The organism is Capnocytophaga sp. G1920, from assembly GCF_051417515.1.
This window is the reverse complement of the sequence record NZ_JBPRKH010000003.1, coordinates 33,714-49,230: the sequence shown is the minus strand read 5'-3', so window position 1 is coordinate 49,230 and position 15,517 is coordinate 33,714. Positions and strand designations below refer to the sequence as shown.

Sequence of the window (15,517 nt, the reverse complement as noted above, 5' to 3'; positions counted from 1 at the left end):
AATGAACTATATAGGCTCAAAATACAAACTATTGCCCTTTATTAAGCAAACTATTTATAGTGTTGCAGGTAAAGACCTATCTAAAAAAGTATTTTGCGACCTTTTTGCTGGCACAGGAACCGTAGGAAGAGGGTTTAAGACCAATGTAAAGCAAGTTATCAGTAATGATATAGAGTATTATAGCTATGTGCTAAACAAAAACTATATAGAAAATCACATCACTTTCAACTATTGGGAACATCTCTCAGAACTCAATTTACTAAAAGGTACTGAGGGTTTTATATTCAATGAATATTCTGAAAATGGTGTTGCAGGCAGGAATTACTTCAAAGAAAACAACGGCAAACGCATTGATGCTATACGCCAAAAAATTGAACTTTGGAAAAAAGAAAATCATATCACTGAAAACGTGTACTTTTTTTTATTAGCTTCTTTGCTTGAAAATGCTGATAAGGTAGCCAACACTGCTTCGGTGTATGGGGCCTTCTTAAAGCATATCAAAAAAACAGCTCAGAAAGATTTGTACCTTGAGCCCGCTCTCTTTGTGGAAAACGAAAATGACCACTTGGTGTTTAATGAAGATAGCAACACCCTTATTACCAAAATCAATGGGGATATTCTCTATCTCGACCCTCCTTACAATCATCGAGAATATGGGGCTAATTATCATCTGCTCAACACTATTGCCAAATACGATACTTTTGCTCCACAAGGGAAAACAGGCTTGCGTCCTTATCACAAATCTAACTATTGTAAAAGAACTAAGGTAGTAGAAACTTTTGATGAATTAATTAAGAATGCTCAATTTGAATATATATTTCTCAGTTATAACAACGAAGGACTAATGTCTCTCGAACAAATAAGAAATACTATGCAAAAATATGGAAAATATGACCTACAAAGTACTCAATACAATCGTTTTAAAGCAGATAAGGAAGAAAATAGACAACATAAAACCAACAGCACTACCGAATATATTCACATTTTAGAAAAACGATGAATGATATCCTCTTTTTTCACTTTTAACTTTTCACTTAACTAAAAATGCCCAAAGGAGTATTACTTGTAAATTTAGGATCACCCGATTCCTTTGCAATAAAAGACATCAAACGATATCTAAAAGAATTTTTAATGGACGAACGCGTCATCGACCTGCCTTACCTATTGCGCTATGCTTTGGTACACGGGGTTATTCTCAATACGCGTCCACCTAAAACCAGTAAAGCCTATCAGAAAATATGGTGGAGCGAAGGTTCTCCTCTCATTGTCATTAGTCGTTGGCTTACTGAAAAAGTACAGCGCAAAGTCTCTGTCCCCGTAGTATTAGCAATGCGCTATGGCAACCCAAATATCGCCAATGCATTAAAAGAATTACACAGCAAAGGAGTTGATGAAGTACTCCTCATTCCTCTTTATCCTCAATACGCAATGGCTACTACCGAAACCATTGAAGTCCTCACCGAAAAACTCATCAAAACCTCTTATCCTAATATGCGCCTCACCAAGTTTCCTGCTTTCTTCCATCGCCCCGAGTATATCGAGGCTTTAGCGCAGGTAGTGCGCGCTCATTTAGGAACAGCTCCTTTCGACCATTTGCTCTTTTCTTATCACGGTGTACCCGAGCGCCATCTCTACAAAACCACACCTACCTCTGCACACAAACACATTGTAGAAGGTGTAACTTGTTGCGACCCTTACAGCGAAGAAGGAAGGCACTGCTACCGCAGTCATTGTTTTGAGACTACTCGCTTATTGGCAGAAAAGTTAGGATTAGAAAAAGGAAAATACTCACAAGCGTTTCAATCGCGTTTGGGGAAGGATAAGTGGATTACCCCTTTCACTTCCGATAAAATTATAGAACTTGCCCGAAATGGTGTAAAGAAATTAGCAGTCATCGCTCCTGCCTTTGTCGCCGATTGCGTAGAAACTCTCGAAGAAATAGAAATAGTAGGAGGTAAATCTTTCCGCAAAAATGGTGGCGAAAATTTTAAAATGATTCCCTGCCTCAACGACTCCGACCTATGGGTACAAGCTCTCTCCTCTTGGATTAATGAAGAGACAAGAGATGAAAGATAAGATTAAAACTTTTCGGACGACTTCTTTCTTTATTTTAGCTAATTAATTCCTATCTTTGTAATCTGAAACGCTTAAAATATTTCTAATGACCGATTACCTTATTGCTAAAAGCATACATATCATCTTTGTAGTGAGCTATTTCGCAGGGCTCTTTTATATGGTGCGACTATTTATCTATCACACCGAAGCGTTGGAAAAAGATGACTCCGAACGCTCAATTCTCCACAAACAATTCAGCTTTATGGAAGAGCGCTTGTGGAACATCATTACCGTGCCGGCGCTGGTGCTGATGACTCTTAGCGGACTCTATATGCTATACGACGGTGGCGAGTGGACGCTTATTAAACAAGGATGGTTTCACGTCAAACTGCTATTCGTCGTCTTTTTGTTTGTATATCATTACTATTCTTGGCGCATAATGAAACGACTCCAAGCGGGTCGCGCCTCTCTTACTTCGGTGCAACTGCGAATGCTCAACGAAGTAGCGACAATTATCCTCTTTGTGGTGGTTTTTGCCGTGATACTAAAAGGCTTATTCATTACCTATTGGTATTTTTCTTTAATAGCTTTTGTAGCAATGGGGGCTCTGATAATGTTAGTAGTGAAATTGGTCAATAAAGGAAAGAATTAGCATATTTGAAAATTAACATTTTAGTCAATGAGTGCGTCGCAAACTCAGCCAAAGTTTCAAATACAAGCTACACTTCTTTTTTAATTGTTTGATTTAAATAGATTTGTTTGATTTCTAAGGCACAAACCTTATCCTTTTTAACTTTTTTGTTGAATTTATATAGCGTAAGCTTAATATGCAACAACTAAAAAATACTCCTATAACCTCTCTTCCTGCTCTGGCACAACAAATCCGCAACCGCATTATAGAGGTTATTGCTACACGAGGTGGGCACTTAGGTGCAAGTCTCGGAGTGGTAGAGCTTACTATTGCATTGCACTATGTGTTCGATACTCCTCACGATATACTAGTATGGGACGTAGGGCACCAGAGTTATGCTCATAAAATCCTCACCGGTAGAAACGAGGATTTTACACATATACGCGAGCGTGGAGGTATCAGTGGTTTTCCTAAACGTGCAGAAAGTCAGTACGATGCTTTTGGTACGGGACACTCATCTACCTCTCTTTCTGCTGTCTTGGGTATGGCAATGGCATCGGCTTTGGCAGGCGATAAAGAGCGACAACATATAGCCGTGATAGGCGATGCTTCTATTGTGAGTGGTATGGCTTTCGAGGCACTGAACTATGCAGGCACCACCGATGCCAATATGCTCATTATACTGAACGACAATGCAATGGCTATCGACTCCACCGTAGGAGCGTTCTCTCATTACCTTGCCCAACTGAAAACCGAACACGCTACCCGCAGTGCTTTTTTTAGTGCTTTGGGGATTACCTACAAAGGCGTAGTAGACGGACACAACCTCCCCGCGCTTATCACGGCACTTAAAGCCGAAAAGCGAGCCCGTGGAGTGCGCCTCCTACACGTTGTCACCACCAAAGGTAAAGGATATCCCAAAGCCGAAGCCTCACAAGTATTCTTCCATTCCCCTTCACAATTCGATAAAATCACAGGCAACCCTCTGCCTGAAAACTCTGCTCTCCCTGCTAAATATCAAGACGTAGTAGGGCAAACCCTCACCGAGCTCGCCCAGCAGAACCCCAAGATAGTTGTCATCACCCCTGCGATGAGTAGTGGTAGCGGACTCACGGCTATGCAAAAGGCATTTCCCGATAGGGTAATGGACGTCGGTATTGCCGAACAACACGCGGTTACCTTTGCTGCCGGTTGGGCTACACAAGGTTTTATACCTTACTGTGTGGTGTATTCCACATTTTTACAGCGCGCTTACGACCAGCTTATCCACGATGTAGCCCTCCAAAACCTGCCCGTAGTATTCTGTATAGACCGTGCAGGACTCGTAGGCGAAGACGGTGCCACCCATCACGGAGTGTTTGATATGGCATTCTTGCGCCCTATTCCTAATCTCATTATCGCTTCACCGCGTAATGCTACCGAGTTGCGCAATTTGCTCTATACCGCTCAGCAATCGCTCGAGCACCCCTTTGCCATTCGTTATCCTCGTGGTCGTTGTGCACAAACCGATTGGCAACAACCTTTTCAACAGCTAATTATAGGCAAAGGCGAACAGCTAAAAGAAGGTAGCCAGATAGCCGTACTCACCATTGGCGCCATTGCCGAAAATGTACAACAACAGCTCAATCAAACTGCTGAACCCGAAAAATATGCCCATTACGATGCCCGTTTTCTCAAACCTTTGGACGAGGCAATGCTACATCATATCTTCCGTTCCTATAAGAAAGTAATCACAGTAGAAGAAGGATGCACAGGCGGTTTAGGTAGTATTGTAGCCGAATTTGCTACCCAGCACAGCTATACCACTCCGCTGAAAATCATCACCCTTCCTGATAGTTTTATTCCTCACGGCAAAGTAGAGATGCTCAAAGAAGAGTTTTTAAAAATTAGAGATTTAGCAGATTGACAAAATAAGCCAATATGTGAAAGAACAAAAACTGCTTTTTCTTCAACCATTTCACGTTTTTAACACTTTTTCCTCAACAGTTTTAAAAGCTCTTTCTTCCTATTGACATTCAACTAACTAACACCTTTCCTTCGTCTTAGGTTCGTCTTTCCTTCGTCTTAGGTTCGCTCTTCCTTCGGTTAAGCTTCGGTGAAGAGACAAGTATGATAAATCATTTATTTAACTGAATAATAAAATTTTAACTCTTTTTAGAGTGTAAGAGACTATGTTGTATTTTTCTTTTTAATAATTGAAGAAAATACATACATTTAACAAACATTAAGATTTTTTCAGCAATCTGTCAAGCTTCCAATTTGTCAATCTGATAATTACTTCTCATTCTATACCTCTCCCCTACTATTACATTTTCATTACGCTTTGTCTGTCAAGCACTCACCAGCTATATTCATTCCATTTTACATTTATTAGTTCATTTGCTAATTGCCAAATTAGCAAATTATCATTACCTTTGCACCCTGAAATATTTAGCACGATTCTCTGTATGAAAAAACTCATTGTTCTACTGTTTCTTACCTCCTTTACCGCTTTTGGGCAAGTGCGCAAAGCAAGAACGTACGAAGCCCCTGTAAAGTCCGATACGGTAAAGGTAATGAAAGATACCGAAGCGTTAAAGTTCACTTTCAACCGTTTTAAATTAGCACAACAAAAATGGTTCAAATTCAATCAAGTGAGCCTTAATATGAGCGAGGTAGCTTTTTCTAATTGGAGTGCAGGAGGAGAAAGTTCTATTTCGGGGATATTTAATGCCAAATTCCGTCGTCGTTATACCGAACGCACTTTCTTTTGGGACAACGAATTAGAAATCAACTACGGTATTAACGCTCAAAAAGGGCGCGAAGTGCGCAAAACCGATGATAAACTCTCTCTCATCTCATCGTTTGGCTATCGAGGCGACTCACAATCGTTTTGGTATTACACAGCACGCTATCAGTTTCTTTCACAAATCAGCAACGGGTACAACTATCCCGATGTAGAAAAGCCTATCTCCAAATTCTTTGCCCCTGCTTATATCACCTTTGGTTTGGGTACTGAATATGCTCCTTCAAAGATAAAATTTAGTATCTTCCTTTCGCCTATCACGCTTAAAACTACTGCTGTACTCGACCAACGTTTAGCCGATGAAGGTGCTTTCGGGGTAGAAAAAGCCCAGCGTGCTCCTGACGGTACTATTCTGAAGAAAGGTAAGCGTACCCATAACGAACTCGGTTTTTCAGTGTCCGGTCGCTGGGACGAGAAAGTGATGGAGAATATGATACTCAATACTTCCTTTAACTTCTATGGCGATTATCTTAAAAACTTCGGAAATATAGATGTAGATTGGGAAACTAATCTCAACTTGAAGGTAAATAGCTACGTGCAAGCGCGTATAGGGGTACATATCAAATACGACGATGATGTGAAGTTCTTTTCTTACAAAACACCTAATGGCGAAGTGCACAACTATGGAGCACGCACTCAATTCAAGCAAGTATTAGGGGTAGGAATATTATATACTTTTTAAGTGATGTTTTTAGAGAATACAGTAAACGACAACGAAAAGACAGGCTGGATAGAAGTAATATGCGGGTCGATGTTCTCAGGAAAAACCGAAGAACTGATTCGCCGATTACGTCGTGCCCAATTTGCAAAACAGAAGGTAGAGATATTTAAACCCAGTTTCGACACGCGTTATGATGATACCAATATCGTATCGCACAACGCCAATGAAATTCCTTCTACACCCGTAGAAGCTGCCGCCAGCATTATGCTTCTTGCCGATGGTTGCGATGTGGTGGGTATAGACGAAGCACAGTTTTTCGACGACGAGATAGTACACGTGTGCAATGAGCTCGCCAATCGCGGGGTACGTGTAATCGTAGCAGGACTCGATATGGACTATAAAGGAAAGCCTTTCGGACCTATGCCCTTCTTGATGGCTACTGCTGAGTATGTTACTAAGGTACACGCTGTTTGTACACGTACCGGTAACCTCGCCAATTATAGTTTTCGCAAAGTTTCTAACGACCAGCAACGCTTGTTAGGAGAAGCCGATAGCTATGAGCCTCTCAGTCGCGCTGCCTTCTATAAAGCAATGAATGCTAAGAAAACAAAAGAATAATAACCGCACTTAAAGTACTTAATTGATAAGTTATTTTAGTATATTTAGGGTATTTTCAAACTTGCTAATCTGCTAACTTGCCAATTTGTAATTATTTTGTACTTTTGTCTGATTTTTAAAATGAAGTAATATAAACAACCATTATGAAAAAGAAAAATCCTATTACTTGGGTGCCTACCACCTATTTCGCTATGGGGCTTCCCTTTGTGATGCTTTCATTAGTTTTTCCTATTATCTTCAAAGGATTAGGTATTCCTGACGACCAGAACGCTTTTTGGACTTCTTTACTCATCTTACCTTGGTCATTAAAACCTATTATCAGTGTAATAATGGAGCTCTATGGTACTAAAAAACAATATATTGTCATTACCGAATTAGTATCAGCAGCTTTATTCGGTTGTATTGTCTTTTCGTTACCTCTGCCCAACTTTTTCACTGTGTGTTTAGCCTTATTAGGAGTGATTGCCCTTAGCGGTTCTACTCACGATATTGCAGGTGACGGAATGTATATGGAACAATTGGACACAGCTACCCAAAGTGTATATTCTGGCTGGCAAGGTGCTTTCTACAACTTAGCAAAAGTGCTTGCCAATGGTGGTCTTATCTTCTTAGCAGGTTGGCTGGTAAAAGCAAAAGGTATGAGTGTAATTGCTTCTTGGCAACTGATTCTTAGTATTTGTGCTACTATTTTAGGTCTCGTAGGTCTATATCACCTTTATGCTTTGCCAAAAGATACTAAACCTCAGCAAGCCGGTGATTTTAATGTAAAAATGAAAGAACTATGGGGTATTTTTGTAGCTTTCTTCCGAAAGAAATATATTTTTTATTATTTGTTTTTTATCTTCTTATACCGTTTTGCAGAAGGATTAGCTATGAAGATAGCTCCTCTTTTCCTCATTGCTAAAACTGATAAAGGAGGCTTAGGTCTCACCGAACAAGAATATGGCTTAGTATACGGTACTGCGGGAGTTATTGCCTTTATTATAGGCTCTATTTCAGCTGGCTATTTCGTCTCTCGTGTAGGGTTGCGCAAAGCTCTTTTCACTTTGGCGTGTGCTTTTAATATTCCATTTGTGGTTTACTTGCTCTTTGCTTATTTCCAACCCTCTCACTTGCCTACTATCGCTTTGGGAATTGTAGGTGAGTACTTTGGTTATGGTTTCGGTTTTGTAGGTCTTACCCTCTTTATGATGCAACAAATAGCTCCTGGTAAATACCAAATGGCTCACTATGCTTTCGCCAATAGCCTGATGAACTTAGGAGTGATGGTTCCTGGTATGATTAGTGGTTTTCTAAGTAAATATTTAGGATATCAACACTTCTTCTTATTGGTAATGATTTGCACTATTCCTGCACTATTAATCACTTGGAAAGTGCCTTTTACTTATGACTCCAAGCAGAATAAAATAGATGAAAAAGCTCATTAAACCTACTTCTTAGAGCATTTTTAAAGTCTATAATATCAATACTTAAAAGCCTTTACCTAAATACTGATTAGGTAAAGGCTTTTAAGTTATCTTTCTTCCTCCTTAGTAAGTTTTATTTCTTTGTCTCCCAATCAAAAGGAAAGAGCTCTGAGCGTGTATGGCTTTGTTCCATAAATCGCTCTATTTTCTTCACTATCTTAGGATATTTCTCGGCGAGGTTGTGCTGTTCAGCAGGGTCAGTAGTAAGGTCGTACAACTCAATAGGAGCCTTTTTATCTTTATTCACGTTTAGGCGTACTCCTTTCCAGTTTTTATAACGCACTGCTTGTCTACCTCCCATTTCGTGAAACTCCCAATAAAGGTATTTATGCTGTTGCTGTTGTTTCTTCCCTAAAAGCGTAGGTAAAAACGACACCTGATGCCTATTAGGCACATACTTCTGATGCGTAATCTCAGCAAAGGTAGGCATCATATCCCAAAAAGCCCCTATGTGGTCGCTTACGCTACCTGCCTTTATCTTACCTTTCCAATACACAATGTAAGGGGTACGTATACCACCTTCGTACAAGTCGCGTTTAATACCTCTCAATCCTGCCGAGGAGTTGAAGAACTTAGGGTCAGCACCACCTTCGCGATGTGCCCCATTGTCGCTCGCAAAGATGATAAGGGTATCCTCATCAAGCCCTTTAACTTTAAGGAGCTTGCGTATTTCTCCCAAATACTTGTCTAACCGACTCACCATAGCCGCATAAGTGGCATAAGTATGCGGTTGCGACATATAACCTGCCCAGCCAAAAGGTTTAGGAGTAATCTTGTCGTAATCCACCCCTTTATAAGGTTTCTTGGGGAGATATTCGTACGAAGCGTAAATACTGTCGTGAGGCACTACTAATTCGGCGTGTGGGAGTGTATAAGTAAGCCACATAAAGAAAGGCTTTTCAGCTGTTTGTTTGCCTATATAATCCAATATTTTTTCTTGTATGAGGTCTTCGCCATAAACCTCTTGGCGCTCATAATTTCCGTTTTCGGGAATGAGCACCTTTTCATTGTCGCGCCACAAGAAAGCAGGATAACGGCGATGAGCGCGGAACTGCGAGTTATAACCAAAAAAAGTATCAAACCCTTGTTTTAGCGGATTCCCTTCGGAAGGAACGATACCCAAACCCCATTTACCAAAACAACCCGTATTATAGCCTGCTTTCTTAAAAAGTTGTGCTACCGATGGGTCGTTAGCAAGTAAAGGTGCTTGCCCATCTACTGGCTCACGCACTTCTTCATTACCGCGTATGTGCGTTTCACCCGTAGTTTGCCCTGTAATAAACGAAGCGCGAGAGGGCGCGCACACAGATGTACCTGTATAAAACTGAGTAAACTTCATTCCTTCATCAGCGAGTTTGCTGAGTTGGGGTGTTTTGATAATCTGCTGACCGTAAGGCTCTATATCGCCGTAACCTAAATCGTCAGCCAAAATAAAGATAACATTAGGAAGTTTTTCTTGTGCGTTGACTCCTATGGTGCATAAGGAAGCTAAAAAGCTGAATAGTAAATGTTTCATAATAGTTAATAATGAGTTATAAATGGTTAATCATTAATGGGACAAAGATACAAAACAATTTACAATTAGCAATAAAATAGATTATCAAACTCACATTAATCAACGTTAGTTCCATATGATCATCACCACAACTCCCCTTGCGTCTCTATTATCCCTCTCCTGCGAGTCTCTCTCAGACATCTGATAACTCCGCTTTGCTCGCTACACTTCCCCTTTTCCGTCACACTCCCTCCTAGTGCCTATGGCCTAAGTCCTAGTACCTATTCCTTTTTCTTTCGCCTCGAAACCCCGTTTTTACCATTTTTAGCCTTGTTATATTATATTCTGAATCAACTATTTATATACCCTTTCTATACCAATCGTCCAAGATTCGTATAAGCTTCCTATAAGCTCTCTATAAGCTAACCATACCCATTTTACCTCTTACTTTTTACTTTTTACCTGCACCACCTCTTCCGGTATCTTTCGGTATCTTATGATACTCCAAAAAATCCAATTACTAAAACCTAACCCCCATTTTGCTAATTAAAAAAATGTTTCGTACTTTTGCCCCATAAAACTGATATAGTGTTATGGAACAGGTGTACATCTTTATGCTGTTCGTGTTCTTGGTGCTCGCCGTTATCGATTTGGTGGTGGGTGTGAGTAACGATGCAGCTAACTTTCTTAACTCTGCCGTAGGCTCCAAAGTAGCCACCATTCGCACCATTATGATAGTCGCCAGCGTGGGGGTAGCTATTGGTGCCGTCTTTTCTAGCGGAATGATGGAAATCGCACGTAAAGGCATCTTTAACCCTCAGCTCTTCTATTTCGATGAGGTTATGGTTATCTTTATGTCGGTTATTCTTGCCGATATCCTCCTCTTCGACCTCTTCAACTCTATCGGTCTACCTACTTCCACAACCGTTTCTATCGTATTCGAACTCTTGGGCGCTGCGATGTGTGTCGCCACTATCAAAACGTTTATGAGTGACGAATCGCTTTTTAACGCTTTCAACTATATCAATACAAGCGAAGCAGGCAAAATTATCACCGGTATTTTCACCTCGGTAGCCATCGCCTTTACAGTCGGTACGATTGTACAATACTTAGCCCGATTAGTATTCTCATTTAAATATCAAGAAAATGTAAAATATGTAGGAGGCGTGTTCGGCGGGCTCTCGCTTACAGGGCTTTCCTACTTCATTATCTTTAAAGGACTCAAAGATGTCGCTTTCATTCCTAAAGAAGCCATTGCGTGGATAGACACGAATATAGTGCCACTACTCATAGGCTGTTTTATTTTCTATTCGGTGCTCTCACAAGTGCTTATCCGTATGAAAGTAAATATTTTTAGGGTAATTATCCTCAGCGGTACTTTTGCTTTGGCAATGGCTTTTGCGGGTAACGACTTAGTGAACTTCATAGGGGTACCCGTAGCGGCTTATCAGTCGTATGATATATGGCATAATTCAGGAGTAGCTCACGACGGCTTGCTAATGGGTGCTTTAGCCGATGGGCAAATCTCTACTCCTACCGCCTTGCTATTGTTCACTGGTTTTGTGATGATTCTCACCCTTTGGTTTTCCAAAAAAGCACGTCACGTAATTGATACAGGCGTCAATCTATCTCGTCAAAACGAAGGAGGTGAAGAGAAGTTTTCTTCTAACTTCTTATCGCGATTCTTGGTGCGTATTACAGTGATTTGTGCCAATGCCGTGAACTTCATAATGCCAAAGTCGATTAGCAACAAAATAGATCACCGTTTTGAAAAACCTGAACCTGACCCTAATGTAAAAGAAGAAGACCTTCCTGCTTTCGACCTTGTGCGTGCTGCTATCAACCTCGTGGTATCCAGTAGTTTAATTGCCATTGGTACTTCCTTTAAGCTCCCGCTTTCTACTACTTATGTAACCTTTATGGTGGCAATGGGTTCTTCCCTTGCCGATAGAGCTTGGGGGCGCGATAGTGCCGTATATCGCGTGGCAGGGGTACTGAACGTAATCGGCGGTTGGTTTTTAACGGCTATTGTTGCCTTTATCGGGGCATTTTTAGTAGCAGGCATATTGTATTACGGAAGCGTGATTGGGCTTATTGTGATGATAATGGTAGTAGGCTTTGTGCTCATTCGCAACGCAATTATCTACCGCAATAAACAGAAAGCCAAAGCACAAGGCAAACGCTTTGAGCGCGCCGACTTGGCTACCATTGGCGGTGTCATCAAAGAAAGCTCTAACTATGTATCCGAAACGATTTTCCGCATCGACCAGCTTTATAGCAAAGTGGTGAAGAATCTCGGCACTCAAGATTTAGGCAAACTCACCAAAAACAAAAAGAATGCTAAAAAGCTCGAAAAAGAACTCGATGAGCTGAAAGGTAATGTATACTACTTTATCAAATCGCTGAATGAAAGTTCGGTGGCGTCCAGCAAGTTCTATATCCTTATTTTGGACTGTTTGCAGGATATGGCACAATGTCTCACGGCTATCACACTCAATAGTTATGAACACGTAAACAACAATCACAAGAACCTCAAATTTAATCAGCTACGTGACTTAAAATACATTTCCGATAAGATGGAAGATGTGTTTAAGGCAGAAGCCGAAATATTCAAAGGTTCAGACTATAACAAGTTACACGTAATTTTTGAAGATTGTAAGGTGTTGAAAAATGAAGTGTCAAAGATGGTACAAAAACAAATCGACCGTATTCGCACTACCGAAACCAGTCATAAAACTACTAAATTATATTTTAGTATTTTATTAGAAACCAATGCGCTTATCCGTGCTAATAACAACCTGCTAATGCAGTTCGATGAATACCAAAAACAGCAAAATAAGAAGAAGAAAATGAACCTTATCACCCAAGTAACAGGGAAGAAATAATGAAGATATAAAAAAGAGGTAACTAAGTTAATTTTTAGTTACCTCTTTTTCTTTTTTTATATTTTAACTATTCGTTAATAGCTGCAATACCAGGGAGTACCAATCCTTCAAGGCTTTCAAGCATCGCTCCACCACCGGTAGAAACATAACTTACTTTATGCTCAAAACCAAATTGTTTTACAGCAGCTACCGAGTCACCTCCTCCTACAAGTGAGAAAGCACCTTTTTTAGTAGCTTCAGCCACGTAATCACCTACGGCAATGGTACCTTTTGCGAAGTTAGGCATTTCAAATACTCCGATAGGACCATTCCACAAAATAGTTTTCGATTTAAGCAATACCGACTTGATGTTTTCAAGAGTCTTAGGTCCTGCGTCCAATCCTTCCCAACCATCGGGAATAGCATTTACAGGTACTACTTGTGTTTTGGCGTTGTTATCGAAAGCGTCAGCAGCTACTACGTCTATAGGCAAGTGTACTTCTACTCCTTTAGCTTTGGCTTTGGCAAGGATATCGAGTGCAAGGTCAAGTTTATCATCTTCGCAGATAGAACTACCTACTTTTCCGCCTTGTGCTTTGATGAAAGTATAAGCCATACCCCCACCTATGATAAGGTGGTTTACTTTATCTAAGATATTTTCGATAATAGTGATTTTAGAAGAAACTTTTGAACCACCAAGGATAGCAGTTACAGGCTTTTCACCGTTCTTCATCACTTTATCAATACTTTCAATCTCCTTAGCGAGGAGGTAACCAAAGCATTTGTGGTTAGGGAAGAATTTCGCTACAATAGTAGTCGAAGCGTGAGCGCGGTGAGCGGTACCAAAAGCGTCGTTCACATAGATATCGCCGAGTTTAGCAAGCTGTTTAGAGAATGCTTCATCTCCTTTTTCTTCTTCGTTATGAAAACGCAAGTTTTCAAGTAATACCACACTACCAGCAGGAGCAGCTGCTACCGCTTTTTCGGCTACTTCACCTACGCAATCATCTACAAAAATCACTTTTTTACCTAATACTTTTTCCACTTCACTTACGATGTGACGCAAAGAATACTTGTCGTTGCGTTCCCCTTTAGGGCGACCTAAGTGGCTCATAAGTACTGCGGTTCCTCCATCTTTGAGAATTTTCTCGATAGTAGGTTTCGCAGCCTCAATACGAGTGTTATCAGTTACTTTAAAATTTTCGTCCAATGGCACATTAAAGTCCACGCGAATAAGGGCTTTCTTGCCCGCAAAATTAAAATTGTCTATGGTTTTCATATATCTAAAACTACAATAATTTTATTCAAGCCTCAAAGGTACAACAAAAAAGTGATATACACAAAACTTTTTGGCAATAATTTTATTTCGCCAATTGCCCTTAATGGTAGAATTGGCACACTGACAAATTGGCTAATTGCCAAATTATCTTTATCTTTGCGCCCTCAATTCAGAAACTCAAACCTCTATGGCTAAAGAAATAGACGAAAGTAAGCAAGGGCAAAGCCTTGTTTTACAAGCTGATAACAACAATTCTAAAAAACTATATATCGAGAGTTACGGTTGCCAAATGAATTTCTCCGACAGTGAAATTGTAGCTTCTATTCTCTCCAAAGCGGGATATAATACCACTGATACTGTTGATGATGCCGATTTGGTGCTTATCAACACCTGCTCAGTGCGCGAAAAGGCAGAACAGACTATTCGCAAGCGTTTGGAGCAGTTTAATGTGTACAAACGCAAGAAACCCTCTATGAAAGTGGGCGTATTGGGCTGTATGGCCGAAAGGGTAAAACACGCCTTCCTCGAAGAAGAAAAAATAGTGGATATGGTGGTAGGTCCTGATGCTTATAAGGATTTACCTAACCTACTTGAAGAAGTGGAAGAAGGTCGTGAAGCGGTAAATGTGATTCTCTCTAAGGACGAAACCTATGCCGATATTGCACCTATCCGTCTCAATAGCAACGGTGTAACAGCTTTTGTATCGATTACGCGCGGTTGTGACAATATGTGTACTTTCTGCATTGTACCTTTCACTCGCGGACGTGAGCGCAGTCGTGATCCTTATTCTATCCTCAACGAAATCGCCGACCTCCAAGCGCGTGGTTTCAAAGAGGTTACCCTACTGGGACAGAATGTGGATAGTTACCTTTGGTATGGAGGCGGGCTCAAAAAGGATTTCAGCAAAGCAAGTGAGATGCAACAAGCCACCGCTATCAACTTCGCTAAACTCCTCGATATGGTGGCAACAGCTCAGCCTGAAATGCGTATCCGCTTTTCTACCTCCAATCCCCAGGATATGACCCTTGATGTGATTGATACGATGGCAAAACACCTTAACATTTGCAAGTATATCCACCTGCCCGTACAGAGCGGTAGCAATCGCATCTTGAAAGCGATGAACCGCCTCCATACTCGCGAAGAATATTTCGCGCTGATAGACAGCATACGCGAACGCATTCCTGAGTGTGCTATTTCGCAGGATATGATTGCTGGTTTCCCCACCGAAACTGAAGAAGACCACCAAGATACGCTTTCGCTAATGGAATATGTAAAATATGATTTTGGGTTTATGTTTGCTTATTCGGAGCGTCCTGGTACATTAGCAGCACGCAAAATAGAAGATGATGTACCCGAAGAAGTAAAGAAACGCCGTCTTGCTGAGATTATCGACTTGCAACAAAAACACAGCTTGTACCGCACTCAAGCACAAATAGGCAAAACGGTAGAAGTGCTTATAGAGGGAAACTCTAAAAAATCGGATAAAGAGTGGATGGGGCGCAATAGTCAGAATACCGTAGTAGTATTCCCCAAAGAAGATTATAAAATAGGCGATTTTGTAATGGTAAAAATTACAGATTGTACTTCTACTACCCTAATAGGAAAAGCAGTGAAAATTAGTAATGAAAGACAATAGAGAAGAAACAAAATAGGCTACCTAGTT

Annotated in this window: 11 protein-coding genes; 9 read left to right on the top strand and 2 right to left on the bottom strand. The window is 40.6% G+C overall.

Features of this window, described 5'->3' with window-relative positions; genetic code table 11:
- Position 1 precedes the first annotated feature (1 nt).
- The 7 genes from ACSQ7D_RS03070 (at position 2) to ACSQ7D_RS03040 (ending at position 8,177) form a co-directional block, all read left to right on the top strand.
- The gene (locus ACSQ7D_RS03070) at positions 2-1,000 is read left to right on the top strand and encodes a DNA adenine methylase (protein ID WP_308766752.1); all 999 of its coding nucleotides are present in this window, start codon (positions 2-4) and stop codon (positions 998-1,000) included.
- Positions 1,001-1,044: 44 nt separating this feature from the next.
- Positions 1,045-2,076, top strand: a complete 1,032-nt coding sequence (gene hemH / locus ACSQ7D_RS03065) for a ferrochelatase (RefSeq protein ID WP_437135324.1) — start codon at positions 1,045-1,047, stop codon at positions 2,074-2,076.
- Positions 2,077-2,161: 85 nt separating this feature from the next.
- Complete coding sequence (locus tag ACSQ7D_RS03060) at positions 2,162-2,707, top strand: CopD family protein (RefSeq protein WP_437135323.1); 546 nt, start codon at positions 2,162-2,164, stop codon at positions 2,705-2,707.
- Positions 2,708-2,882: 175 nt separating this feature from the next.
- The gene (locus ACSQ7D_RS03055; protein WP_437135322.1) at positions 2,883-4,592 is read left to right on the top strand and encodes a 1-deoxy-D-xylulose-5-phosphate synthase; all 1,710 of its coding nucleotides are present in this window, start codon (positions 2,883-2,885) and stop codon (positions 4,590-4,592) included.
- Between the two features lie 541 nt (positions 4,593-5,133).
- Complete coding sequence (locus ACSQ7D_RS03050; protein ID WP_181831709.1) at positions 5,134-6,153, top strand: DUF3078 domain-containing protein; 1,020 nt, start codon at positions 5,134-5,136, stop codon at positions 6,151-6,153.
- A gap of 3 nt (positions 6,154-6,156) precedes the next feature.
- The gene (locus ACSQ7D_RS03045; protein ID WP_009417664.1) at positions 6,157-6,750 is read left to right on the top strand and encodes a thymidine kinase; all 594 of its coding nucleotides are present in this window, start codon (positions 6,157-6,159) and stop codon (positions 6,748-6,750) included.
- Positions 6,751-6,893: 143 nt separating this feature from the next.
- Positions 6,894-8,177: an MFS transporter gene (locus tag ACSQ7D_RS03040; RefSeq protein ID WP_437135321.1), complete on the top strand. Its 1,284-nt coding sequence runs from the start codon at positions 6,894-6,896 to the stop codon at positions 8,175-8,177.
- Between the two features lie 112 nt (positions 8,178-8,289).
- Here the strand turns inward: ACSQ7D_RS03040 and ACSQ7D_RS03035 are convergent, their stop codons facing one another.
- Positions 8,290-9,732: an arylsulfatase gene (locus ACSQ7D_RS03035; RefSeq protein WP_437135320.1), complete on the bottom strand. Its 1,443-nt coding sequence runs from the start codon at positions 9,730-9,732 to the stop codon at positions 8,290-8,292.
- Positions 9,733-10,304: 572 nt separating this feature from the next.
- On the opposite strand from ACSQ7D_RS03035, the gene ACSQ7D_RS03030 reads away from it, so the two are divergent.
- Positions 10,305-12,596: an inorganic phosphate transporter gene (locus ACSQ7D_RS03030; RefSeq protein WP_128091687.1), complete on the top strand. Its 2,292-nt coding sequence runs from the start codon at positions 10,305-10,307 to the stop codon at positions 12,594-12,596.
- Positions 12,597-12,663: 67 nt separating this feature from the next.
- Here the strand turns inward: ACSQ7D_RS03030 and ACSQ7D_RS03025 are convergent, their stop codons facing one another.
- A complete protein-coding gene (locus tag ACSQ7D_RS03025; protein ID WP_002675311.1) occupies positions 12,664-13,854 on the bottom strand; it encodes a phosphoglycerate kinase in 1,191 nt (396 codons plus the stop codon).
- 187 nt (positions 13,855-14,041) lie between these two features.
- Between ACSQ7D_RS03025 and miaB the strand changes: the two genes are divergently transcribed.
- Entirely contained in the window at positions 14,042-15,490 is a 1,449-nt protein-coding gene (miaB, locus tag ACSQ7D_RS03020) for a tRNA (N6-isopentenyl adenosine(37)-C2)-methylthiotransferase MiaB (protein ID WP_437135319.1), read from the top strand.
- Positions 15,491-15,517 lie beyond the last annotated feature (27 nt).